This is a genomic window from Mesorhizobium sp. M0276 (genome assembly GCF_040321755.1).
Classification (GTDB): domain Bacteria; phylum Pseudomonadota; class Alphaproteobacteria; order Rhizobiales; family Rhizobiaceae; genus Mesorhizobium.
In genome coordinates this window covers 1-21,166 of the sequence record NZ_JAMYSC010000026.1, presented here as the reverse complement: position 1 = coordinate 21,166, position 21,166 = coordinate 1, and the positions used below count along the sequence as shown (strand labels likewise).

Below are 21,166 nucleotides of genomic sequence, written 5' to 3'. Positions count from 1 at the left end.
TTTGCTTGGTTGACGTCATGAATGCAGGCGGCCGAGGACAATGGCATCCTCGGAATCCCAGGCGAGCGGTACGGCGTTGCCAATGGCGACGGGTTTGGCGAAGAAGTCGGAATCGTCGACGATGACGGTGAAATCGTCGATGCCGGCGCCGGTGACCGACAGCTTCACCGTGGCGCCGCGATATTCGACGTTGGAGACGATGCCGGTGAAGCCGAGACCGGGCGAGGGCGCCTCGCCGATGCGCACATGGTCGGTGCGGATGGCGATGTCGATCGGCGCTCCCACGTCCCGTGGTTGGCCGCTGGCGGCAAGCGAGCCGCCGCCATTCACGTCGAAGGTGACCATGGCGCCGCGTTCGCCGGTGACCCGGCCGGAGATGACATTATGGTCGCCCATGAAGCGGGCGACGAAGGCGGTGGCCGGCCGCTCGAACACGTCGCGCGGCGGCGCCGCTTGTTCGATGCGGCCGTCATTCATCACCACGATCAGGTCGGCGAGCGCCATCGCCTCCTCCTGGCTGTGGGTGACGTGGACGAAGGTGATGCCGAGTGACGTCTGCAGCTTTTTCAGCTCGGCCCGCATGCGGATCTTCAGGAACGGATCGAGCGCGGAAAGCGGCTCGTCGAGCAACAGCGCCTCGGGATCGGTAATCAGCGCGCGCGCCAGCGCGACGCGCTGCTGCTGGCCGCCGGAAAGCTGTGCGGGCCGGCGCGTCGCATAGGCCTCCATCTGCATAAGCTTCAGCATGTCGAGCGCCCTGGCACGGCGCTTTTCCTTGTCGACGCCCTTCATCTTGAGGCTGAAGGCGACATTGTCGATGAGGTCGAGGTGCGGGAAGAGCGCGTAGGACTGGAACATCATCGCCGTGCCACGCTTGGCCGGCGGCAAGTCCGTCACCACCACATTGCCGAGGCGGACGTCGCCGCTGGAAATGCTCTCATGGCCGGCGATCATGCGCAGCGTCGAGGTCTTGCCGCAGCCGGAAGGGCCGAGCAAGCAGCAATAGGTGCCGGCCGGGATCTTGAGGCTGATACCCTCGACGGCGGTCGTCGTTCCATAGACTTTCGAAACGGACACAATGTCGATTTCGGCGGCTTTGGACATCAGGCATCCCCGTTTGGTCGTGTTAATCAAAGCATCATGCATGCCAATCGCCATGCTGCCGACCAAGCATTTGAATTGTCGGGGAAATCAGGATTTTCGGGTGTCGCCTATCAAACGGGCGTTTTGTGCGTTGCACAAATTATGGGCGATTGTCTGCGATCTATACACAAATCGTATGCAATCTTTTTTGCCTTCGTGTCCACTTTGCCTCTCGTGCTGACGTCGAGAGTCGCGTTAGAAGGGGACGGAAAGAATTGCCGCCATGAACTTTGCCGACCAGATCTATTCCGCCACCGACAGTGCCACGCAGGATCGTGCCCAGGCGATCCGCGACCAGCTACGCGACGCCATCGTCGACCGCCGGCTGGCGCCGGGCACCAAACTGTCGGAAGGCGAGGTCGGCACGCTGTTCGACGTCTCCCGTACGGTGGCACGCGCGGCGCTGCAGATGCTGTCCTTCGAAGGGCTGGTGCGCACCGAGCGCAACCGTGGCGCCTTCGTCGCCAACCCATCGCCAGAGGAAGCGCGCCAGGTGTTCGCCTCGCGACGGCTGATCGAACCGGGCATTGCCATCGCCGCCTGCGGCCGCGTCACCGCTGCCGACATAGCTGCATTCAAGGCGCAGCTCGACGAGGAGGGCCGCTTCATTGCCGAGCGTGGGCCGAATGCGCGGCGTTCCGAAATCAGGGCGTCGGGCGATTTCCACTTGCTGCTTGCCGCCGTCGCCGGCAATGCCATCCTGCAGCGCTTCATGGAGGAGCTGGTGGCGCGCTCGTCATTGGTCATCGCGCTTTACGGGCGGTCTGGCATATCAGCCTGTGGGCACAGCGAACACACGGAAATTGTCGGCGCGCTGGGGAGCGGAGATTGCGGGCGGGCGAGCCTGCTGATGCTGCACCACCTCGATCATATCGAGGCCGATCTGGATTTGCGCGTCAGGGCCGGCCCGGCGCTGAGGGAGGCCCTCGATTTCTGAGAGCTAGCTGTCGTCTTCGCCGGCAGTGGATGCCGCCTGTCCCGCCGCCTTGCGGCGCAGCATCTTGGTCAGTTTCCAGATCGTCGGGTTGTTCTTGATGAAGGCTTTCAGCCGCGCGCCTTGCCTGAGCATCAGCGCCAGCACGCGGCCCTTCCGGGTCAGTGGTATCAGCACTTCGAAATGTTGGGTCTCGATATCGCACCACAGCCGCTTGTAGGCTTCGTCGCCGACGGAGAAATCATAGACCTCGAAGCCGGTCGCGCAGGCTTCCTGGATGTTGTCGAAGAACAGGAAGTCGCCGGGGCTGGTATGGCCGAGGTCGTCGTCGGCAATCGCGCCGAACTCGCAGATCAGGCGCTTACCCGAGCGGCTCGATCCGGTGACGGCGCGCAACTTGCCGGCAACCTCTAGCCCGTGCAGCACGAAAGAAGGTATGTCTTCCGCGAGCGCTTGCGTGAACAGCGCGTGAAAGAAGCTTCGCACCAACTCGTCACCGAAGACGTTGGTGATGCCCATCTTGCGGAAGCGGAATTCCTTCATCTCGAAAAAGGCATCGAGCAGCCTTGCGACCTCGTCGGCCGTGCGCGCCTCGATGCGGCGATGGCTGCCGACGGCTTCGAATTTCCGGATCTGCGAACGGTGCTTCTTGCGTTTGCGTTTGCCGCTGGCGCGAGAAAGCAGCGCATCGAAGCCTCCGACAAGGTCGACGGCCAGCGACAGATTGGGGCTGGCAAAATGGTCAAGCGAGGCGAGGGGATTGGCGACGCCGTCCAGATTGGGCAGCAATCGTTCCAGTGCGACGAGATCGATGTCCGGACGTTCCTTGGCAATGGCCGCCAGCATCGATCGGACGGCCCGGATATCCGCTTCGGTCAGCCAGCCCGGGTCCGCGGCGACGAAGTTGCCATTGGCGTGGCGATCTCCCATGAAGCGGGCGACGCGGAACGGACCGTTGGCGGTGACCTCCAGCGCCAGCGAAAAAACCGGCTTGCCGTCGGCGCTCAATGTCGCGACGAGCAAATCCGGCCCGACCTGCGCAGCCCAGTTCAGCACCCAGGCAGCACTTTGCGCCGGCCCAAACAGGGCCGAGCGGCAGAACTCGGCATAGGCCGCGAGCCCGTCCGCCGACACCACTGAAATGGACAGGCCGGCATGGTCCTGCGGCAAGGCGCGCGGCGACGCCTCGGTCGCAGCAAGCCGATTGCCGTCAAATGACGCGGTTGCGTCAACCATACCTCAATCCTTAGGGCATATTGATCGCGATTTGGGGGTTCGCGCAGGCGCGTTCCGTGCTTGGATCAGCCTAGACGCAAAAGGTGAATGAATGATCGACGGCGGGGAGGCAATCCGGAAACTGGCGCTGAACGTCGCCCGCTATACCGGCCTTGCACCGCTGGCCAAGCCGTTCGTCGGCGGCATTGGCGCCATACTGATGCTGCACCGCGTCACCGCGACGCCGGAAAAGCCGCACAGCGTCAACCGCCATTTGAACATCGCGCCCGGCTTCCTCGATGCCATGATCGCCGACATGAAGGCGAGCGGCTATGCCTTCGTCGCCATGGACGAAGCCGTCGAGCGCATCAAGGCAGGCGGCAAGGGTGGCCAGTTCGCCACCATTACCGCCGACGACGCCTATCGCGACAACATGACCGAGGCGCTGCCGTTGCTGGAGAAGCACGGTGCGCCGATCACCATCTATGTCGCGCCCGGGCTGATCAACGGCACCGCCGACCTGTGGTGGGATGTGGTCGAGGACATCGTCAACGCGCGCGACAGCCTCACTCTGACGCGACCGAACGGTCCATTGACGATCGATTGCTCGACACCTGCGAAGAAACTGCAGGCCAATGCACGCCTGCATGCCTATCTCACCTCCGAAGTCCGTGAGGAGGATCTGCAAGCGGTGCTGCGCGACCTGGCTCGCTCAAATGGCGTTGATGCCGACGGCCCGCGCTTGCGGACATTGATGAACTGGGACGAAATCCGCAGCATCGCCGCGCATCCGCTGGTGACGATCGGCGCTCATACGATCAACCACAGCAATCTGAAGCGGCTTTCAGAAGCCGACGCCCGGCAGGAGACCGGCGCCGTGCGCGCCATGTTGCAGGCGGAACTGGGCGAAAAGCCCGGCCATTTCGCCTACCCCTATGGCTATGCAAGTGCTGTTGGCTGTCGCGAAGTCCGCTTTGCCCGCGACTCGGGCTATGCATCCGCCGTAACAACACGCCACGGTGTGCTGCGCGCCGAACATGCCGGGTTCCTGCATGCCTTGCCGCGCATTTCAGTCAACGGCCGCTACCAGAGCCTCGCACATATCCGCACCATGCTGTCGGGCGTGACGACGCCGCTCGCTAACGCCGGCAAGATGCTCGTTACGATTTGATGGTGGCGGGCCGGGTTCCGCTTAGCGCTTGGCCCGTGGCTCCAGCATCAACCACTTGATGATGCCCATCGCCGGCAGCACCCAGAGCAGGCCGCTGAGCAGGAAGAACAGGAAATGCACCCACGGGCCCGACTCCGACAGCTGGGCGACCGCGAAGATCGATGCGACTAGCGCATAGATGATGACGAGCGCGATCAGCAAAAACATTCCAATCAGCTTTTTCAGGCGCAGGGGCATGGTTGGTCTCCTGTCGAGGATGCCGGCAACTCGGACAAGGGACCGGCAAACTCAGAGTGTTGGCCTCGCATAGGCCCTGGCGCGAAGCTGTGCAACCGGTGAGACGCGGCGCGACGGCGTGCCGCGCTGCATGGCCTTGCCAGCACGAGTGCGATGGTCCACCAATCCGCCAAACCAACCTGCCGGGACGAGACCATGGCTGCCATACCAGCTGCCGCGCCATTTGTGGCCCGCGACCGCGACCTCCACAATCGGGCCCTGCTGCGCGGCTGGCTCTATGTGGTGGTGCTGGTGCTGTTTGCGCTGGTGCTGGTCGGCGGCGCTACCAGGCTGACCGATTCCGGCCTTGCGATTACGCAGTGGAAGCCGATCCATGGCATCATCCCGCCGCTCAATGACGCCGAGTGGCAAGAGGAATTCCAGCTCTATCGGCAGATCCCGCAATATGCCGAGCTCAACAAGGGCATGAGCATCGAGGCGTTCAAGTCGATCTTCTGGTGGGAATGGGCGCACCGCATCCTGGCGCGCAGCGTCGGCCTGGTCTTTGCCTTGCCGCTGCTGTTTTTCTGGGCGACGCGCCGCATCGAGCGCGGCCTGGGGACGAAACTGTTGGGCATTCTCCTCCTCGGCGGCCTGCAGGGCGCCATCGGCTGGTGGATGGTGGCCTCCGGCCTGGTCGACCGGGTCTCCGTCAGCCAATACCGTCTGGCCACACACTTGACGCTCGCGGCGCTGATCTTCACAGCGACCATGGTTGTGGCACGGGGCCTTGCGCCGCATTCCGAGCCTGCCGCCGACCGGTCGACGCAGAGGCTGGCCGGTTTCATCGTTCTTCTGGCGCTGGTTCAGATCTATCTCGGCGGGCTTGTCGCCGGGCTCGACGCCGGCTTGAGCTACAACACCTGGCCGCTGATGGACGGCAGGATCATCCCGGGCGATCTCTTGCTGCTCGAACCGGCATGGCGCAACTTCTTCGAGAATCCGAAGACGGTGCAGTTCGTCCATCGGCTCGGCGCCTACACGGTGTTCGTCGTGGCCTTGTGGCACATGATCGCCACGCGCCGGAGGCTGCCAGGCTCAACACACGCTCGCCGTGCGACGCTGCTGTTTTTGGCCGTGCTGGTCCAGGCCTCGATTGGCGTCGGCACGCTGCTGATGCATGTGCCGCTGCATATGGCGCTGGCGCATCAGGGATTTGCGCTCATCGTGCTGGGGTTTGCATCAGCGCATTGGCGTGGCACCAAGGGCGCCTATCCCTTGCCGCACGGAATCGCGCTCAGGAACTGATCCCGAGCCAATCGGCCACTCACATCCAGAATTAGTTTGAACGGATCGTCTTCTCGCCGTCAAATTCCGCCTGACGCAACGCACCGGCGCAGGGCGGATTGATTGGCCGTGGCGATCAGAAGCTTGCCCGCACCGCCCGGATCGCCTCGGCGATCGATAATTCGCGATTCTCCTCGACCGCGTTGTCGTCCTCATGATGCCAGGACGCTGACAGGCAACCATAAGCGATGGCGTGATCCAGAATGGCGGGTGGGGTCTGGCCCAGCGTTCTGGCAAAGATCTCGGCCATATGTGCGATCCGCTCCGGATCGAGGCAAAGTTCATCGCGGTCGAGCGGGTTATAGAACATGTTCGCGGCGTCGAAGCCGGGATCGCCGAGAACGCCCTTCGGGTCGATCGCCAGCCAGCCGCGCGGCCCGTGCAGGATATTTTCGTGGTGCAGGTCACCATGCAGTGGCCTGATGTCATGTGGATTGGCAAGCAACCGATCTGCGATGACGGCGGCTTCGACATAGAGGCTGTCGACGCCGGCATTGCGGTCGGCATTCGCCTTTTTGAACAGGCTTGCGAACCGCTCCCTGAGTGGCTGAAGCTCGGGCGGGAAGGGATATTTCCCAGGCGAAAACAATTTTGCCATCACATCGGCCGCGATCCCAGTGGCGGCGTTGTCGCCCTTTTCGTCGAGCACCTGCTCCAACAAGATTTCACCGGCATATTCGAGCAGCATCGAGTGGCCGTCGCGGCCAAGCAGGCGCACAGCGCCTTCGCCGCCCCGCCAGGCGAGATAGTGCTCGCCGCGCAGCTCGTCGGCGACATCGTCGAAGGGTTTCAGGGCCTTGACGATTGCCGGCGAGCCGTCTTGCCGGAAAACTTTCCAGATGCGGCTCGAAAAGGTCTCGGCAATCAGTTCGGGCACGCTGACCTTCCAGCGTGCCGGAAAGACTGGCGCGTCCATCAGAGGCCGAGCATCAGGTCCATGTTCTGGACGGCGGCACCCGAGGCACCCTTGCCGAGATTGTCATAGACCGCCAGCAGTAGCGCCTGCGCCCGTTTGTCGTTGGCGAAGACATAGACCTTCATCCGGTTGGTGCCGTTGTAGATCTCCGGATCGATCTCCGGCATGCGCTCCGAATGCGCGTAGGGCGCCACCTCAACCACGCCGCCTTCGATCGCGGCGAAATGGTCGGCAATCGCCGCATGCAGCTCCGCACCCGTCGGCACATGGTCGAGACCGCCCAGCTGCAATGGCACGACGGTGATCATACCTTGCGCGAAATTGCCGACCGCCGGCTGCATGATCGGATCATGAGACAGCTTGGCGTAGGCCCTGAGTTCCGGCACGTGCTTGTGCTGCAAGGTGAGGCCATAAGGCAGGAATTCCGAGGCGTCCTCACCCTTGGCGACATAGTCCTCGATCATCGGCCGTCCGCCGCCCGAGTAGCCCGAAATGCCGTTGACGGTGATCGGGAAATCGGCGGGCAGCAGACCAGCGGTGACCAGCGGCCGCAGCGTGGCGATCGGCCCTTGCGGCCAGCAGCCTGGGTTGGCGACGCGCTTTGCCGAGGCAATTGCCTTCGCCTGCGTCTTGTCCATCTCGGCGAAACCATACGCCCAGCCTTCCGCCACGCGATGCGCGGTCGACGCATCGATGACCTTGGTAGTGTCGTTGGCGATAAGCGACACGCTCTCCTTCGCCGCATCGTCGGGCAGGCACAGGATCGCGACATCGGCGGCATTGAGGAACTCGGCGCGTGCAGCCGTTTCCTTGCGACGCTCGGCGGGAACCGAGATGATTTCCAGGTCGTCGCGCTCGGCAAGCAGCGCCCGGATCTGCAGACCGGTGGTGCCGTGCTCGCCGTCGATGAAGATTTTCGGTTTCATGGACTGATCAAATTCCCTGTTAATTCAAGACTATATGTCCTGTCCTTGATTCACTGCGGCACCCTGGTGGCTGCCGTTGTTGCTCAGCTCTTCAAGCCTTGCCTTTCGCTCCGCCAGCAGGCCGAGATATTGCATGGCCACCATCGAGCCGGCGATCGCCGTTATATCGGCGTGATCATAGGCCGGCGCAACCTCTACGACATCGGCGCCTACAATATCGATCTGGTTGAGCTGACGCAGCGTCGAAAGGATCTTCGCCGAGGACGGTCCGCCGGCTACCGGCGTGCCTGTTCCCGGCGCATAGGCCGGATCGAGGCAGTCGATGTCAAAGGTGAGATAGGTCTTCTTGCCGCCGGTGCGGTCGACGATGGCGTAGGCGATATCGGATGCCCGCATTTCCTCGATTTCATGGCCGTGGAGGATCTTGATGCCGAACGTGTCGGGCGCGTGGGTGCGGATCCCGATCTGGATCGAGCGATCTGGATCGATGATGCCCTCCTTGACGGCGCGGCCGACGAAGGAGCCATGGTCGATGCGCTTGCCATCATCCGGCCAGGTATCCTGATGCGCGTCGAACTGCACCAGGGCGAGCGGACCGTGGATGGCGGCATGCGCCTTGAGCAACGGCCAGGTGACGAAATGGTCGCCGCCGAGCGTCAGCAGGAAGGCGCCTGATTTGAGGATCTTCGCCGCCTCACGCTCGATCGTGCCGGGCGTCTTCTGGTGGTTGCCTGAGTCGAGCAGGCAATCGCCATAGTCGACGACCGCCAGATGCTCGAACAGATCACGTGAAAACGGGTATTGCGGGTCGTTGTCGAGGATCGCCGAGGCGCGGCGTATAGCCTGCGGCCCGAAACGAGCGCCAGGCCGGTTGGTCACGGCGGCGTCGAACGGAATGCCCCACACCACCGCGTCAGCGCCCTTCACGTCCTTGGTGTATTTACGCCGCATGAACGACAGCGCGCCGGAATAGGTCGGCTCGAACGCGGCGCCCATTTTGGAACGGGCGGTGAAGGCGTTGTCGATGTTGTTGTTCGCCATTGCGGATCCTCGTTTTCATCGGGGTGCAACAACTACAGAAGCGGCAGGGAAGATACCAGTCACAGCTTGGCGAGACGGAATGGTGCTGCGCGAGTGCCACTCCAAGACAGGATTTGTCGCCTTGCGGGCCTGATTTCAGCATGATTCCATTGCAGGGGCGCGACAGGTCCTCGCCAGGACCGACTGGGCCCTCGCCGAGATCGTGACTGGCGCCTTGGCGCATCGATAATTTCCTCGCTACGGCGCAGTTGCAAATTCACGTCGGTCATTATATTGACCGCAATAGGTGAGCCGAGGCGCTAAGTCAATATAATGACCGATGTTACGACAGCGATGGATTCCGAGCAGGTGCTTGGCAAAGCGATAGCGGTTCGAATCCGAGACTTGAGGCGCGACCAAAATCTGACCCTGGATCGACTGGCAAAACTGAGCGGGTTGTCCAAGGGAACCGTCGTCTCGCTGGAGCAAGGCAAGGCGAACCCCAGTATCGGCATACTTTGCCGACTGGCGGCGGCGTTTTCGCTCTCCGTGGCCGATTTGCTGAATGACGATGCTTCCACAGTTCGCCTCCCTATTGAGCGGACAGAGACGAGGACGCTTTGGACAAGCGCCAAAGGAAGCTTTGCACAACTTCATTCATCGACCTCGGGAAGCACGATGTTCGAATTGTGGAGCTGGGTGATTATGCCGGGCGACGTGTTTTCCGCAGACGCTCATAGTCCGGATACGCGCGAGCTGATCTCGGTGACTCAAGGGTCCCTGAGTGTCGTGGTGGGCACCCATGCAGTAATTTTGAACCGGGGCGAGAGTGCGCGGCTTGTCACCGACCAACCGCACTCATACGCGGCGGCATCTGATGTGCCCGCCCACTTCTCGATGGCGGTCCTTGAGCGTGGTGGACGGCGAGGTGCGGGGCGCTCGTCGACGGCAGCGAAGATGCCCGGGCCCGTTCCGTAAGATTTCGCCGATCACTAACAGCCGCCATTCACGACAGGAGATTTAGCGTTGTACGTTCCGCCCCATTTTGCCGTCCCCGATCAGAACGCTCTGTTCGACCTTATCGAGAGACACCCGCTCGGTATCCTGGTCACCCAAAGCAAAGGCATCCTCGACGCGAACCACGTCCCCTTTGAGCTCGACCGCTCGAAGGGAGACAAGGGTGTCCTCAATTGCCATGTTGCCCGCAAGAATCCAGTCTGGCAGGAAGTCGCCAATGGCGATGAAGTCCTCGTTATCTTCCGTGCGGCCGACGCTTACATCTCGCCGAACTGGTATCCAAGCAAGCACGAACTCCACAACCAGGTGCCGACGTGGAACTATCTCGTCGTCCACGCCCACGGACGCATCACTGTCCGGGATGATGAGCGATATGTGCGCCGTAACGTGGCGAAGCTCACTCATATGCAAGAAGCCTCGCAGCCTGCCCCGTGGAAGATGGGCGACGCGCCGAGGGACTTCATAGACACGATGGTTAAGGCGATCGTCGCCCTGGAGATCGAGATCACCGGCCTGGTTGGGAAATCAAAACTCAGCCAGAACAAAGAGGTGCGCGATATTCAGAACGCTGGTGAAATGCTGAATGCCCAAGGCGTCAATGGGATGGGAGAAGCGATGCTCGCGGCTGCGGCGGCCAAATCCCAATAGCATCAGTCTTGTCCCGACAGGTGGCCCTGAGAGACAAATGCTTCGGCTCGCGGGGAACGCGACCTGCATTCGTCGTCATGGCCGACGCGGGCTAAGATGCCGATCTGTTGCGCCGCAAATACCCGATCGACAAGCGCCGCTAAGCCCAACGTCACCTGATCGAATGTCGCTTTTCCCAGGCTCAAGCAGTTCCTACGCCCTCGCCACACAATTCGAGAAACTATCTTGCCGTCACATCGCGGCAACCGTCCTCTGGATTCAGACAAGTGTCCACGCATCCTAGCCGGCTGCGTTCACCTCCCTGTCACGGGCATCGCTTATCTCGATTTCGTCCCGGCAAGGAGCGATTCTCGATGCGGACCATCTGGCTCAGCCTATTCTTTTCCTCGGCACTTGCGGTCTTCTCTGGCCAGTCGTTGGCCGGTGAGACCCGCGCCAGCCAGATTCTCGACCGCTTCGACCATGCCAACCAGTGGCGCGACCACGTGATGGTGGCCGCGCATCGCGCCGGCAGCATGCAGGCCGGCAAGACGCTTTATGCGGAAAACTCGATTGCCGCGGTCGAAGGCTCGATCGCCATGGGCGCTGAGATCGTCGAGGTCGACATCCGGCGTTCGAAGGATGGTGAGTTCGTCGTCATGCATGACAGCTGGCTTGATCGCACCACGACCTGCAAGGGCGAGGTGGTCAAATACACGCTGGCGGAACTCAGGACCTGTAGGCTGGTGATCGAAGGTACCCGCATCGTTACCGATGAGACGGTCTCGACGCTGCGCGAGATGCTGACGGCAACGCGAGACAGGATTCTCATCAATCTCGATAACAAGCTCGACGTCGGCGATCTCTCGGGCATGATCGCTGTCGCTCGCGATCTCGGCATGGCCGAGCAGGTCATCGTCAAGGAGAACCTGTGGAACCAGAACAGGATTTCCACGGTCAAGGCCGCCATGAGCGCCATCAACGGCGGCTTTCAGTTCATGCCGATCATCGCCGACGACGCGGTGCATAATGCCGGTTTCGCCGAAACGGTCGACCGTGCCTTGTCGCCGCGCGCGATCGAACTGATCAACTGGCGGGCGGGCGCTGAGACGCTGACCGAGACCGGCGGGCCGCTATTCAGCACGCGAATGCGCGCGGCTGCCGTACGTGGCAACTGGCACATCTGGGCCGACACCTACGCCATCGTCAACAAGCCGGGCGGCTTCCTTGCCGGCGGCCGCGGCGATGAACTGGCAGTCCAGGCCAGCCTGCCGCGCGAAGCCTGGGGCTTCTGGGCCGATCGCGGCGCCACTATCATCCAGACCGATGAGCCGAAGGCAGCCATCGGCTGGCTGGCGGCGAACGGTTTTCGCGTGCCTTATGCCATCGAGGCGCGGCCGGTTGAGCCGGCGAACACGGCGAGTATCAATTAGTTAGGAACGCTGGCGCCGCACCCCACCCGGCGCTCCGCGCCGACCTCCCCATCGAGGGAGGTAGAAGGTCACGGCAGATTCCCACCCATCGAGTGTCTCGCAAGGCCTGGCAAGTGCTGGAGCGCGCCACCCTACCTCCCCTTGATGGGGAGGTCGGCGCGAAGCGCCGGGTGGGTGACTGCCGAGCCCTAACTGGAAGGCCTTGCTCCCCAGTGGGTCCCACCCTCAAGCAGCCATCGCTATGCCATCCAATTCGCTCAGCACGTTGTCCGAAAGCACCAGTTCGCCAGCCGCTAGGTTCTCCCTGAGATGCCCGACTGAAGATGTGCCGGGGATCAGCAGGATATTGGGGGCGCGACGCAGCAGCCATGCGAGCGCGACCTGCATGGGCGTGGCGCCGACGCGCTTCGCCACATCGGACAGCGTCGAGGATTGCAACGGATTGAAGCCACCAAGCGGGAAGAACGGCACATAGGCGATGCCGTCGCTGGCAAGGTCGTCGATCAGGGCGTCGTCGCCGCGATGTGCCAGATTGTACTGGTTCTGCACACAGACGATCTCGGCGATCCCACGTCCTTGGGCGATCTGCGCAGCCGTCACGTTGCTTAGTCCGATATGCCTGACCAAGCCCTTTCGTTGAAGCTCGGCCAGCACGGTGAGCGGCGCTTCGATCGATCCTTCGGCGGGACCGTGCGGGTCGAACATGATGCGCAAATTGACCACATCGAGCACATCGAGGCCAAGATTGTGCAGATTGTCGTGCACCGCCTGGGTCAGCGCTTCGGGAGAAAAGGCCGGCAACCACGATCCATCCGTGCCGCGGCGGGCGCCGATCTTGGTGACGATGACCAAATCATCAGGGTAGGGTGCTAGCGCCTCGCGGATCAGAAGGTTGGTGACGTGTGGACCGTAAAAGTCGCTGGTGTCGATATGATCGACCCCTTGCGCCACGGCCTCGCGCAGCACGGCCAATGCCGCGTCGTGATCCTTGGGCGGCCCGAACACGCCGGGCCCGGCGAGCTGCATGGCGCCATAGCCGAGCCGCTTTACGGTGTGGCTGCCGAGGGTAAAGGTGCCGGCCTGTTGAATATCGGACATGATTGATCTCCTTTGAAGAGGCAGAGATAAGCGCTGCTCGATGCGGTGATAATCGGGTACAATTCACACAGGCTGTGCGGAATTGCGAACAATGATGGACCTCAGTGATCTGAACGCTTTCGTGGCGGTGGCGCGCGCCGGCGGCTTCCGCGATGGCGCGCGTGCCAGCGGCGGCAGCGCGTCGGGCTTGAGCGAGGCAGTGCGTCGCCTCGAGACACAGCTCGGGGTCAGGCTGTTCAACCGAACGACGCGCAGCGTTGTCCCGACCGAGGCCGGCCTCAGCCTGCTGGAACGGCTCGGCCCGGCGCTGTCGGAGGTGGAGGCGGCGCTGGACGTGGTGAATGGCTTTCGCGACCGGCCGGCGGGCTCGTTGCGGCTCAACGTGCCGGTGAGTGCGGCGCGGCTGATATTGCCCGACATCGTCCCGGGTTTCCTCGCCGCTTATCCTGGTATCCGGCTGGAGGTAATCGCCGACGAGAACTTTGTCGACGTGCTGGCGGCCGGCTGCGACGCCGGCATCCGCTACGACGAGCGCCTGGAGCAGGACATGATCGCGGTGCCGATCGGACCGCGTGTGCAACATTTCGCCACCGCCGCCAGCCCTGCCTATCTGGATCGCCATGGACGGCCGGAACACCCGAGCGACCTGCTTGGACATTCCTGCGTGCGCGGCCGCTTTGCCAGCGGTGCGATGCTGCCATGGGAATTCGAGCGCGACGGCGAGGTGGTGCGGGTCGACCCGACGGGGCCATTGATCGTGCGGATCGGTGGGGCGACCGATCTTGCCGTCGACGCGGCCATCGCCGGCACCGGCATTATCGGCCTCTTCGAGGGCTGGCTTCGCCCCTACTTCGACAGCGGTGCGCTTGAGCCCGTGCTCGAACCGTGGTGGCCGAGTTTTCCCGGACCGTTTCTCTACTACCCCGGCCGGCGCCTGGTGCCGGCTCCGTTGCGGGCGTTCATCGATTTCATCAGGGCCGGCAAGTCCTGAGCTGTCGTGACGCCAAAGGCATGGATGGGGTGATTGGCGAGCCGCAAACAAAAAGGCCGCCCGGAGGCGGCCTTTCGATTGTCTGAAGCGGCGGTGCGCTTAACGCTTCGAGAACTGGAAGCTGCGACGGGCCTTCGCCTTGCCGTACTTCTTGCGCTCGACGACGCGGCTGTCGCGGGTCAGGAAGCCGCCCTTTTTGAGCACGGCGCGCAGCGTCGGCTCGTAGTAGGTCAGCGCCTTGGAGATGCCGTGGCGCACAGCGCCGGCCTGGCCGGAGAGGCCGCCGCCGACGACGGTGGCGACGATGTCGTACTGGCCCGAACGGTTGGAGGCGATGATCGGCTGGTTGAGGATCATCTGCAGGACCGGACGCGCGAAATAGGTCGCGAATTCCTTGTCGTTGACGATGATCTTGCCTGAGCCGGGCTTCACCCAGACACGCGCAATGGCGTTCTTGCGCTTGCCGGTGGCATAGGCGCGGCCCGACTTGTCGAGCTTCTGGACGTGGACGGGGGCCGCGGCTTGCGTATTGGTGTTGCCGGTGGCGGCGCCCAGTTCTGCGAGCGAGGAAAGCTCAGCCATCTTATGCGACCTTCTTGTTCTTGGAATTCAGCTTGGCCACGTCGAGAACCTGGGGCTGCTGGGCGACATGCGGATGCTCGGCGCCTGCATAGACGCGCAGGTTCTTCATCTGGCGACGGCCGAGCGGGCCACGCGGCACCATGCGCTCAACGGCCTTCTCGACGACACGCTCGGGGAAACGGCCCTCGAGCAGCTGGCGCGCGGTGCGCTCCTTGATGCCGCCGGGGTGGCCGGTGTGCCAGTAATAGACCTTGTCGGTGAACTTCTTGCCGGTGAACACCACCTTGTCGGCATTGATGACGATGACATTGTCGCCGTCGTCGACATGCGGGGTGAAGGTCGGCTTGTGCTTGCCGCGAAGATGATTGGCGATGACAGTGGCGAGACGACCGACGACGAGACCTTCGGCGTCGATCAGGATCCACTTCTTCACCACATCCGCAGGCTTCTGCGAAAAGGTTGTCATGTTTTCTGCTCTCGGTTCTGACCTTCACGAGGGAAGGCGTTTCTTGTTGCTTAGATTGGCGAAAAGCGCTTGCCCGCCGCCAATAACAAAACGGCGGCCTTTGCGGGCCGCTGCTTCGTGAGGGGCTTATAGGCGAGGGTGGTTGTGGCGTCAAGGCATAGGAAAAGCAGGTTTGTACGAAAAAAAGCAGCAAAAACAATCGCTTAGCAAAAAGGTATTATTTTACCACATCGAAATGGTTCGACAGGAACGGAACCGAGACAAGGTGGCTGCCTTCTGCCAAGGCGGCGGTGAATTGGGATCGACTCGGTAGCGCGTCGCCTATCCCGGTCCAATGTGACGCCTCTACGTCGTACGACAGACCGTAAGGACAAAAAGTTCTCGGTAACAGAAGTCGGGCTGGTCGAGCAGCTCGCCCGGATTTTGGCCCAGGCGCTGCCAATAGCTCCGGTCGGCCTGGCTGAGGTCGTAAGTGGTTGAAACGGATGCGAAGTAAGCCAGGAGATCGGCGACATAAGCGCGCGTGAAAGACGAAACGGGCGCCCAGCGCTCCACGAGCCAACCCTTACGCCACAAAGGTGTGATGCCGACGGCTCGAAGGCGAGCGGGCAGCGTCGATCCGCAATCCGTTCCCAATACCCCCTTGTCGCGGAATGCCTGCAGGCGGATCGCCATGAAACGCGAGAGAACGCCCCGGTCGATCGGCAGGATATGCAACAGAGTCGAGTCGAAGTCCTTGATGGCAAGCATCCCGCCGGGCTTCAGGACACGGCAAGCTTCCCGGACCGCTTGGGCGAACTCGGCCGGGGTCAGGTATTGCATGACGTTGGCCGACCAGACGCAGTCGAAGGAAGCGTCGATAAAGGGCAATTCCAGAACGTTGCCAGTTTGGGCGTGGATTGTCGGCTCCTGCCCAAGGTCCGGTATCCAGCCCTTCACCCGCGCGATGTTCTCGGGTGCCATGTCGATCACATCGATCGTTCCGCTCGGCCCTACCAAGTCACGCAGGACAGGCAAGAAGCTGCCGCTGCCGCAGCCAGCGTCCAGAACCGCCCAACCCGGCTGAATGCCTATCGCACGCAGCGCCTGTTCATATTCAGGACGCGACGACTCGAAGTGCAAGTCAAGCCACCCCGCATCGCTGGCTTCGTGTCCCGTAGAGGTGGAGTTCGTTGCCAAGGGCTCAGTCTCTCTGGTTCCGACCGTGGATGCTGGCCAAGATTAGTCGGTTGCTTGTCCGGCGGAAAGCTTTCTTGTTGCCCCGGTCCGACTGCTCTTGCCCAAACCAAGGACCATCATGTCATCCTGCTGCGCCTTGTCCGGCACTATGTGTTACGCTTCGGCGGGATCGAATAGGTACCGGTGGCGTGAGCCACCGTGTGGGCTTCCGGGCCGGCAACCATGTCGATGTCGAACACCATCAGGCTCTTTCCGAGCTTCAGGATGCGGCAGTGACCATCGATCGGTCCGGCCTCGGCCTTGCGGACGAAATTGATGTTGAGATTGGTGGTCACCGAGAGCGCATCCGGTCCGGCATGCGACAGCACGCAGACATACCCACCAATGTCGGCCAGCGTGAACAGCGAGGGGCCGGATACCGTGCCGCCGGGACGCAGATGCCGCTCGCCTGCATTGAGCCGCACGGTGCAACCGCCCGGAAACACCTCGATCGCCTCGTAATATCTGAACTGCTCGTTGAGCTGCGGATAGACAGTTTCCATCAGCACATTGACCTGTGCCGCGGTCAGCACCGGCTTGAGGTTGGTCTGGGCGGGCATATCGGCCTCTCGTTTCGGGCCAGGCCTGTATGAGCGCAGCACGGCGTTTCTAGCAACACCTTCGTCCGTTGGCGCAAGCGATCGGTGTTGGACGAAACCCGATCCGGTATTAGATACTCTGCCAGCCCCGAGCGGAATCGCGGAGACTATATCCATGGCCGAAATCCTTGCCATCAAGCCTGTTGCCGTTGACGGTCCGGTTGCCGCAAGGCTGGACAAGGGCGTGCTGCGCCTGACGCTCGCCAATCCACCGGCCAACGCCCTGTCACTGGCGGTGATGGCGGCGCTGACGGCGGAACTCGAGCGCGCCAGGGCCGACAAGGCCGTTCGCGTCATCGTTTTGTCGGCGTCCGGCAAGGTGTTCTGCGCCGGCCATGATCTCAAGGAAATGACCGCGCGGCGCGCCGATGCCGATCATGGCAAGGCCTTCTTCGAAGAGACGTTTGCGGCTTGTGCCGCGCTGATGCAGGCGATCGTGCGTCATCCGCTGCCCGTGATTGCCGAAGTTGACGGCCTCGCCACCGCCGCCGGGCTGCAACTGGTCGCCAGTTGCGATCTGGCGATTGCCTCGCATGAGGCGACCTTCTGCACGCCAGGCGTCAACATCGGCCTGTTCTGCTCGACGCCGATGGTGGCGCTGTCGCGCAACGTCTCGCGCAAGCATGCGATGGAGATGCTGCTGACTGGCGAAACGATCGATGCCGCAACCGCCAAGGAATTCGGCCTGGTCAACCGCGTCGTGCCGCGTGAGTATCTGAATCAGATTGTCACCAAATACGCGCAAACCATTGCTGCCAAATCATCTTTGGTGGTCAAGACCGGCAAGGAAGCCTTTTACGCGCAGGCCGAAATGGGACTGGCGGATGCCTATGCCCTTACCGGCCGCGTCATGGTCGAGAACATGCTGGCGCGTGACGCCGAGGAAGGCATCGGCGCCTTCATCGGCAAGCGCAAACCGGAATGGACGGACGAATAGGGGCAGCACCATGGAACCGCGCATCTCCATTGTCACCATCGCCACAGACGATCTCGACCGCGCCGTTCGCTTCTACGAAGCGATGGGCCTGACCCGTCATACCGGGATCACCGAGGGTGTCGCCTTTTTCCAGATGGGCGGCGTTATTCTCGGCCTGTTCCCGCGCGCCAGCGCCGAGGAGGATTCGGGTATTGCCTTTTCCGACGCACCGTCCGCTGTCTATCTCGCCTACAACACCCGTTCCGACGCGGAGGTCGACGAAGTCCTCGCCAGGGCCGAGAAAGCCGGCGGCCGCATCGTCAAGCCGGCCGGGCGCGCCTTCTGGGGCGGCTGGTACGGCTATTTCGCCGACGCCGACGGGCATGTCTGGGAAGTGGCGCACAATCCGGCCTTTCCGATCGCGAAAGACGGCACGATCTCGCTGCCCGATTGATGGCCCACCGCAAGCAGCTGACGCAGCTCAAAGCACCCTATCTCAAGCGCATCCTGCTCGACCCCGCGCGGGTCGAGGATTGGGAAAAATATCCCTGGAACCTGCCGCTGTTTCACGGCCAGGACTTCGAACTCGAATTCACCACGCCGATCACCATTATCGTCGGCGAGAACGGCACCGGCAAATCGACGCTGCTCGAGGCGATCGGCGCATTGGCCGGCTATGACGAAGCCGGCGGCGGCAAGGGCTACCGGCCAGTCGACCATTCCAGCGCCATCGACAAGAGTGGCTCAGCATTGGCAAACACATTCCGCGGCCACTGGCTGCCGAAGGTCACCGCCGGCTGGTTCTTTCGTGCCGAATCCTTCTACTCCGTGGCTCGTTATCTCGACCAGGCGGCGCTGGACGATCCGTTCAAGCCACCGCCGCCGGACTTCCTGTCCTGGTCGCATGGCGAGGGGTTCATCCGCTTCTTCGAGGAGCGCTGCCGCAGGCAAGGTATCTATATTCTCGACGAGCCCGAGAGCGCGCTTTCGCCATCGCGCCAGATCGAACTGCTCAAGATGCTGCGGCGCATGGACCAGTCGGGCACCGCGCAGGTGATCATGGCGACGCATTCGCCATTGCTGATGGCTTGTCCCGGCGCGCAGCTGTTCCGCATCAGCCGCTTCGGGCTGGAACCCGCCGACTTTCGTGATACCGACCACTTCCGCATGCTGCGTGATTTCAGCAATGACCCGGATGGCTTTCTCGACGAGGCATTGTATGAGGACGAGCCATGAACCACGATAGCTACGACAACACCTACATCGCCGGCATCCTCAATTCGGTGAAGACCGTCGCCATGGTCGGCGCATCCGCCAATGATGTGCGGCCTAGCTATTTCGTGCTGAAATATCTGCTGGCCAAGGGGTTTTCGGTGTTTCCGATCAATCCCGGCCAGGCCGGCAAGGAAATTCTCGGCCGGATGACCTATGCCAGGCTGGCCGACATTCCGGAGCCGATCGACATGGTCGACATTTTTCGCGCGCCGGCGGCAGTGCCCGACATTGTTGACGAGGTGTTGCGGCTCGATCCTCTGCCGAAAGTGATCTGGATGCAGCTTGGCGTGCGCCACGACGAGGCAGCCGCCCGCGCCGAGGCCGCCGGCATCAAGGTGGTGATGAACCGCTGCCCCAAGATCGAATACGGCAAACTGTCCGGCGAGATCGGCTGGACCGGCGTCAACTCCGGCGTGCTGTCGTCGAAGAAGCCGCTGATGCGGTCGGGATTCCAGAGTTTCGGCGTGCGCCAGAAGTAGGCGAGGGGCAACAGCGCAAAATTATTCCGGCAAACGCCATATTTTCCAGCCACTTGATAGAAGGTCCCGCACGGAAGGGTATTTTCTTCTTTGCATTCGAGGCCGGGCTTCGCCAAGAATGCCCGGCGAATTTCAGAAGGTTTTTCAGGGAGGTTTTCAGTGACCCGCACGCCAGGTTTCAATACGCTCGCCGTCCACGCCGGGGCCAAGCCCGACCCGGCGACCGGCGCTCGTGCCACGCCGATCTACCAGACGACCTCCTTCGTCTTCGACGACGCCGACCATGCCGCCTCACTGTTCGGACTGAAGGCTTTCGGCAACATCTACACCCGCATCATGAATCCGACGCAGGCGGTGCTGGAAGAGCGCATGGCGGCACTCGAAGGCGGCACGGCGGCTCTTGCGGTCGCCTCCGGCCACGCCGCGCAGGTGATCGTGTTCCACAATCTGATGCAGCCGGGCGACAATTTCGTTGCCGCCAACAAGCTTTATGGCGGTTCGATCAACCAGTTCGGCCATGCCTTCAAGAATTATGGCTGGGAGGTGCGCTGGGCCGACACCAACGACATCTCGACCTTCGAAAGCCAGATCGACGACAGGACCAAGGCGATCTTCATCGAGAGCCTCGCCAATCCGGGCGGCACCTTCGTCGATATCGAGAAGATCGGCGACATTGCGCGCAAGCATGGTCTGCCGCTCATCGTCGACAACACGCTGGCCTCGCCCTACCTGATCCGGCCGATCGAGCATGGCGCCGACATCGTCGTGCATTCGCTGACCAAATTCATCGGCGGCCACGGCAATTCGATCGGCGGCGCCATCGTCGATGGCGGCACCTTCGACTGGTCGAAGTCCGGCAAATACCCGATGCTGTCGGAACCGCGCCCTGAATATGGCGGCCTCGTCCTGCACGAAACCTTCGGCAATTTCGCGTTCGCCATTGCCGCGCGTGTGCTCGGCCTGCGCGATCTCGGCCCGGCGATCTCGCCGTTCAACGCCTTCCTAATCCTGACCGGCCTGGAAACTTTGCCGCTGCGCATGCAGCGCCACTGCGACAACGCCGTGACGGTCGCCGCCTGGCTATCCAACCACTCCAAGGTCGCGTCTGTGAACTACCCCGGCCTGCCCAGCGACAAGAACAACGCGCTGCAGAAGAAATACTCGCCGCAGGGCGCCGGCGCCGTGTTCACCTTCGCGCTGAAGGGCGGCTACGACGCCGGCGTCAAATTCGTCGAGGCGCTCGAACTGTTCTCGCATCTCGCCAATGTCGGCGACACCAAGTCGCTGGTCATCCATCCGGCTTCGACCACGCACCGCCAGCTTTCCGATGAGCAGAAGGTCAAGGCCGGCGCAGGACCGGACACGGTGCGGCTTTCCATAGGCATCGAGGACGTCAACGACATCGTCGCCGACCTCGAACAGGCGCTTGCCAAGGTCTGATCTTTTTACCCTCCCCCTTGTGGGGAGGGTCGGCGCGCAGCGCCGGGGTGGGGGTGAGGCCGGCGCATGGCCCGGCGCTTTTGGGGAGGGCAGAGATTTAGGGGCCTTTCAAGTACAAATAGGACGGCAGCGGCGAG

Annotated in this window: 23 protein-coding genes; 12 read left to right on the top strand and 11 right to left on the bottom strand. The window is 62.4% G+C overall.

What is annotated here, in order from left to right; genetic code table 11:
- Nucleotides 1-15: 15 nt before the first annotated feature.
- A complete protein-coding gene (locus NKJ01_RS20645; RefSeq protein ID WP_352730532.1) occupies nucleotides 16-1,104 on the bottom strand; it encodes an ABC transporter ATP-binding protein in 1,089 nt (362 codons plus the stop codon).
- A 262-nt stretch (nucleotides 1,105-1,366) separates the two neighbouring features.
- Between NKJ01_RS20645 and NKJ01_RS20640 the strand changes: the two genes are divergently transcribed.
- Nucleotides 1,367-2,080, top strand: a complete 714-nt coding sequence (locus NKJ01_RS20640; protein ID WP_352730531.1) for a GntR family transcriptional regulator — start codon at nucleotides 1,367-1,369, stop codon at nucleotides 2,078-2,080.
- Between the two features lie 3 nt (nucleotides 2,081-2,083).
- Here NKJ01_RS20640 and NKJ01_RS20635 read toward each other — a convergent pair whose 3' ends face one another.
- The gene (locus NKJ01_RS20635; protein ID WP_352730530.1) at nucleotides 2,084-3,313 is read right to left on the bottom strand and encodes a GNAT family N-acetyltransferase; all 1,230 of its coding nucleotides are present in this window, start codon (nucleotides 3,311-3,313) and stop codon (nucleotides 2,084-2,086) included.
- 91 nt (nucleotides 3,314-3,404) lie between these two features.
- On the opposite strand from NKJ01_RS20635, the gene NKJ01_RS20630 reads away from it, so the two are divergent.
- The gene (locus NKJ01_RS20630) at nucleotides 3,405-4,463 is read left to right on the top strand and encodes a polysaccharide deacetylase family protein (RefSeq protein WP_352730528.1); all 1,059 of its coding nucleotides are present in this window, start codon (nucleotides 3,405-3,407) and stop codon (nucleotides 4,461-4,463) included.
- A gap of 21 nt (nucleotides 4,464-4,484) precedes the next feature.
- On the opposite strand, the gene NKJ01_RS20625 is transcribed toward NKJ01_RS20630, so the two are convergent.
- Entirely contained in the window at nucleotides 4,485-4,700 is a 216-nt protein-coding gene (locus NKJ01_RS20625) for a DUF2842 domain-containing protein (protein WP_023759866.1), read from the bottom strand.
- A gap of 195 nt (nucleotides 4,701-4,895) precedes the next feature.
- Between NKJ01_RS20625 and NKJ01_RS20620 the strand changes: the two genes are divergently transcribed.
- Nucleotides 4,896-5,987: a COX15/CtaA family protein gene (locus NKJ01_RS20620; protein ID WP_352730526.1), complete on the top strand. Its 1,092-nt coding sequence runs from the start codon at nucleotides 4,896-4,898 to the stop codon at nucleotides 5,985-5,987.
- 115 nt (nucleotides 5,988-6,102) lie between these two features.
- Here the strand turns inward: NKJ01_RS20620 and NKJ01_RS20615 are convergent, their stop codons facing one another.
- The 3 genes from NKJ01_RS20615 to speB are packed head-to-tail and all read right to left on the bottom strand — an operon-like array spanning nucleotide 6,103 to nucleotide 8,909.
- Nucleotides 6,103-6,945, bottom strand: a complete 843-nt coding sequence (locus tag NKJ01_RS20615) for an aminoglycoside phosphotransferase family protein (protein ID WP_352730635.1) — start codon at nucleotides 6,943-6,945, stop codon at nucleotides 6,103-6,105.
- The gene (gene argC, locus NKJ01_RS20610; RefSeq protein WP_352730525.1) at nucleotides 6,942-7,868 is read right to left on the bottom strand and encodes an N-acetyl-gamma-glutamyl-phosphate reductase; all 927 of its coding nucleotides are present in this window, start codon (nucleotides 7,866-7,868) and stop codon (nucleotides 6,942-6,944) included. The genes NKJ01_RS20615 and argC overlap by 4 nt, the downstream gene beginning before the upstream one ends.
- Nucleotides 7,869-7,898: 30 nt before the next feature.
- Nucleotides 7,899-8,909 carry an agmatinase gene (gene speB / locus NKJ01_RS20605; RefSeq protein WP_023759860.1) on the bottom strand — a complete coding sequence of 337 codons (1,011 nt, stop codon included), beginning with the start codon at nucleotides 8,907-8,909 and terminating at the stop codon, nucleotides 7,899-7,901.
- 312 nt (nucleotides 8,910-9,221) lie between these two features.
- Between speB and NKJ01_RS20600 the strand changes: the two genes are divergently transcribed.
- From NKJ01_RS20600 to NKJ01_RS20590, 3 genes are all read left to right on the top strand, one after another.
- On the top strand, nucleotides 9,222-9,866 hold the full coding sequence (locus NKJ01_RS20600; RefSeq protein WP_352730524.1) for a helix-turn-helix domain-containing protein: 645 nt from the start codon (nucleotides 9,222-9,224) through the stop codon (nucleotides 9,864-9,866).
- 48 nt (nucleotides 9,867-9,914) lie between these two features.
- Nucleotides 9,915-10,553, top strand: a complete 639-nt coding sequence (locus tag NKJ01_RS20595) for an FMN-binding negative transcriptional regulator (RefSeq protein WP_352730522.1) — start codon at nucleotides 9,915-9,917, stop codon at nucleotides 10,551-10,553.
- Between the two features lie 353 nt (nucleotides 10,554-10,906).
- The gene (locus NKJ01_RS20590; RefSeq protein ID WP_023759857.1) at nucleotides 10,907-11,965 is read left to right on the top strand and encodes a glycerophosphodiester phosphodiesterase family protein; all 1,059 of its coding nucleotides are present in this window, start codon (nucleotides 10,907-10,909) and stop codon (nucleotides 11,963-11,965) included.
- A 225-nt stretch (nucleotides 11,966-12,190) separates the two neighbouring features.
- Here NKJ01_RS20590 and NKJ01_RS20585 read toward each other — a convergent pair whose 3' ends face one another.
- Nucleotides 12,191-13,063 carry an aldo/keto reductase family oxidoreductase gene (locus NKJ01_RS20585; RefSeq protein ID WP_352730520.1) on the bottom strand — a complete coding sequence of 291 codons (873 nt, stop codon included), beginning with the start codon at nucleotides 13,061-13,063 and terminating at the stop codon, nucleotides 12,191-12,193.
- A gap of 91 nt (nucleotides 13,064-13,154) precedes the next feature.
- Between NKJ01_RS20585 and NKJ01_RS20580 the strand changes: the two genes are divergently transcribed.
- A complete protein-coding gene (locus tag NKJ01_RS20580; protein WP_352730518.1) occupies nucleotides 13,155-14,054 on the top strand; it encodes a LysR family transcriptional regulator in 900 nt (299 codons plus the stop codon).
- 99 nt (nucleotides 14,055-14,153) lie between these two features.
- Here the strand turns inward: NKJ01_RS20580 and rpsI are convergent, their stop codons facing one another.
- The 4 genes from rpsI to NKJ01_RS20560 form a co-directional block, all read right to left on the bottom strand.
- A complete protein-coding gene (gene rpsI / locus NKJ01_RS20575; protein WP_023759854.1) occupies nucleotides 14,154-14,636 on the bottom strand; it encodes a 30S ribosomal protein S9 in 483 nt (160 codons plus the stop codon).
- A gap of 1 nt (nucleotide 14,637) precedes the next feature.
- Nucleotides 14,638-15,102 carry a 50S ribosomal protein L13 gene (rplM, locus tag NKJ01_RS20570; RefSeq protein WP_023759853.1) on the bottom strand — a complete coding sequence of 155 codons (465 nt, stop codon included), beginning with the start codon at nucleotides 15,100-15,102 and terminating at the stop codon, nucleotides 14,638-14,640.
- Nucleotides 15,103-15,447: 345 nt separating this feature from the next.
- On the bottom strand, nucleotides 15,448-16,281 hold the full coding sequence (locus tag NKJ01_RS20565; protein ID WP_023759852.1) for a class I SAM-dependent methyltransferase: 834 nt from the start codon (nucleotides 16,279-16,281) through the stop codon (nucleotides 15,448-15,450).
- Between the two features lie 146 nt (nucleotides 16,282-16,427).
- On the bottom strand, nucleotides 16,428-16,880 hold the full coding sequence (locus tag NKJ01_RS20560; protein WP_023759851.1) for a PaaI family thioesterase: 453 nt from the start codon (nucleotides 16,878-16,880) through the stop codon (nucleotides 16,428-16,430).
- 154 nt (nucleotides 16,881-17,034) lie between these two features.
- On the opposite strand from NKJ01_RS20560, the gene NKJ01_RS20555 reads away from it, so the two are divergent.
- The 5 genes from NKJ01_RS20555 to NKJ01_RS20535 all read left to right on the top strand — a co-directional run bounded on the left by NKJ01_RS20555 (nucleotide 17,035) and on the right by NKJ01_RS20535 (nucleotide 21,029).
- A complete protein-coding gene (locus tag NKJ01_RS20555) occupies nucleotides 17,035-17,856 on the top strand; it encodes an enoyl-CoA hydratase (RefSeq protein ID WP_352730515.1) in 822 nt (273 codons plus the stop codon).
- 10 nt (nucleotides 17,857-17,866) lie between these two features.
- Nucleotides 17,867-18,289, top strand: coding sequence for a VOC family protein (locus NKJ01_RS20550; protein WP_352730513.1), 423 nt, complete (start codon nucleotides 17,867-17,869; stop codon nucleotides 18,287-18,289).
- Nucleotides 18,289-19,071 carry an AAA family ATPase gene (locus NKJ01_RS20545; RefSeq protein ID WP_352730511.1) on the top strand — a complete coding sequence of 261 codons (783 nt, stop codon included), beginning with the start codon at nucleotides 18,289-18,291 and terminating at the stop codon, nucleotides 19,069-19,071. The genes NKJ01_RS20550 and NKJ01_RS20545 overlap by 1 nt, the downstream gene beginning before the upstream one ends.
- The gene (locus tag NKJ01_RS20540; protein ID WP_352730509.1) at nucleotides 19,068-19,589 is read left to right on the top strand and encodes a CoA-binding protein; all 522 of its coding nucleotides are present in this window, start codon (nucleotides 19,068-19,070) and stop codon (nucleotides 19,587-19,589) included. The genes NKJ01_RS20545 and NKJ01_RS20540 overlap by 4 nt, the downstream gene beginning before the upstream one ends.
- Before the next feature lie 159 nt (nucleotides 19,590-19,748).
- Nucleotides 19,749-21,029: an O-acetylhomoserine aminocarboxypropyltransferase gene (locus NKJ01_RS20535; protein ID WP_352730507.1), complete on the top strand. Its 1,281-nt coding sequence runs from the start codon at nucleotides 19,749-19,751 to the stop codon at nucleotides 21,027-21,029.
- Nucleotides 21,030-21,166 lie beyond the last annotated feature (137 nt).

What these genes read in the sequence shown, in the direction of transcription:
- speB (WP_023759860.1), bottom strand. Translation starts at nt 8,909, where the DNA reads ATGGCGAACAACAACATCGACAACGCCTTCACCGCCCGTTCCAAAATG.
- NKJ01_RS20580 (WP_352730518.1), top strand. Translation starts at nt 13,155, where the DNA reads ATGATGGACCTCAGTGATCTGAACGCTTTCGTGGCGGTGGCGCGCGCC.
- NKJ01_RS20540 (WP_352730509.1), top strand. Translation starts at nt 19,068, where the DNA reads ATGAACCACGATAGCTACGACAACACCTACATCGCCGGCATCCTCAAT.
- NKJ01_RS20590 (WP_023759857.1), top strand. Translation starts at nt 10,907, where the DNA reads ATGCGGACCATCTGGCTCAGCCTATTCTTTTCCTCGGCACTTGCGGTC.
- NKJ01_RS20585 (WP_352730520.1), bottom strand. Translation starts at nt 13,063, where the DNA reads ATGTCCGATATTCAACAGGCCGGCACCTTTACCCTCGGCAGCCACACC.
- NKJ01_RS20630 (WP_352730528.1), top strand. Translation starts at nt 3,405, where the DNA reads ATGATCGACGGCGGGGAGGCAATCCGGAAACTGGCGCTGAACGTCGCC.
- NKJ01_RS20545 (WP_352730511.1), top strand. Translation starts at nt 18,289, where the DNA reads ATGGCCCACCGCAAGCAGCTGACGCAGCTCAAAGCACCCTATCTCAAG.
- rplM (WP_023759853.1), bottom strand. Translation starts at nt 15,102, where the DNA reads ATGACAACCTTTTCGCAGAAGCCTGCGGATGTGGTGAAGAAGTGGATC.
- NKJ01_RS20625 (WP_023759866.1), bottom strand. Translation starts at nt 4,700, where the DNA reads ATGCCCCTGCGCCTGAAAAAGCTGATTGGAATGTTTTTGCTGATCGCG.
- NKJ01_RS20560 (WP_023759851.1), bottom strand. Translation starts at nt 16,880, where the DNA reads ATGCCCGCCCAGACCAACCTCAAGCCGGTGCTGACCGCGGCACAGGTC.
- NKJ01_RS20635 (WP_352730530.1), bottom strand. Translation starts at nt 3,313, where the DNA reads ATGGTTGACGCAACCGCGTCATTTGACGGCAATCGGCTTGCTGCGACC.
- argC (WP_352730525.1), bottom strand. Translation starts at nt 7,868, where the DNA reads ATGAAACCGAAAATCTTCATCGACGGCGAGCACGGCACCACCGGTCTG.
- rpsI (WP_023759854.1), bottom strand. Translation starts at nt 14,636, where the DNA reads ATGGCTGAGCTTTCCTCGCTCGCAGAACTGGGCGCCGCCACCGGCAAC.
- NKJ01_RS20555 (WP_352730515.1), top strand. Translation starts at nt 17,035, where the DNA reads ATGGCCGAAATCCTTGCCATCAAGCCTGTTGCCGTTGACGGTCCGGTT.
- NKJ01_RS20620 (WP_352730526.1), top strand. Translation starts at nt 4,896, where the DNA reads ATGGCTGCCATACCAGCTGCCGCGCCATTTGTGGCCCGCGACCGCGAC.
- NKJ01_RS20550 (WP_352730513.1), top strand. Translation starts at nt 17,867, where the DNA reads ATGGAACCGCGCATCTCCATTGTCACCATCGCCACAGACGATCTCGAC.
- NKJ01_RS20640 (WP_352730531.1), top strand. Translation starts at nt 1,367, where the DNA reads ATGAACTTTGCCGACCAGATCTATTCCGCCACCGACAGTGCCACGCAG.
- NKJ01_RS20600 (WP_352730524.1), top strand. Translation starts at nt 9,222, where the DNA reads ATGACCGATGTTACGACAGCGATGGATTCCGAGCAGGTGCTTGGCAAA.
- NKJ01_RS20645 (WP_352730532.1), bottom strand. Translation starts at nt 1,104, where the DNA reads ATGTCCAAAGCCGCCGAAATCGACATTGTGTCCGTTTCGAAAGTCTAT.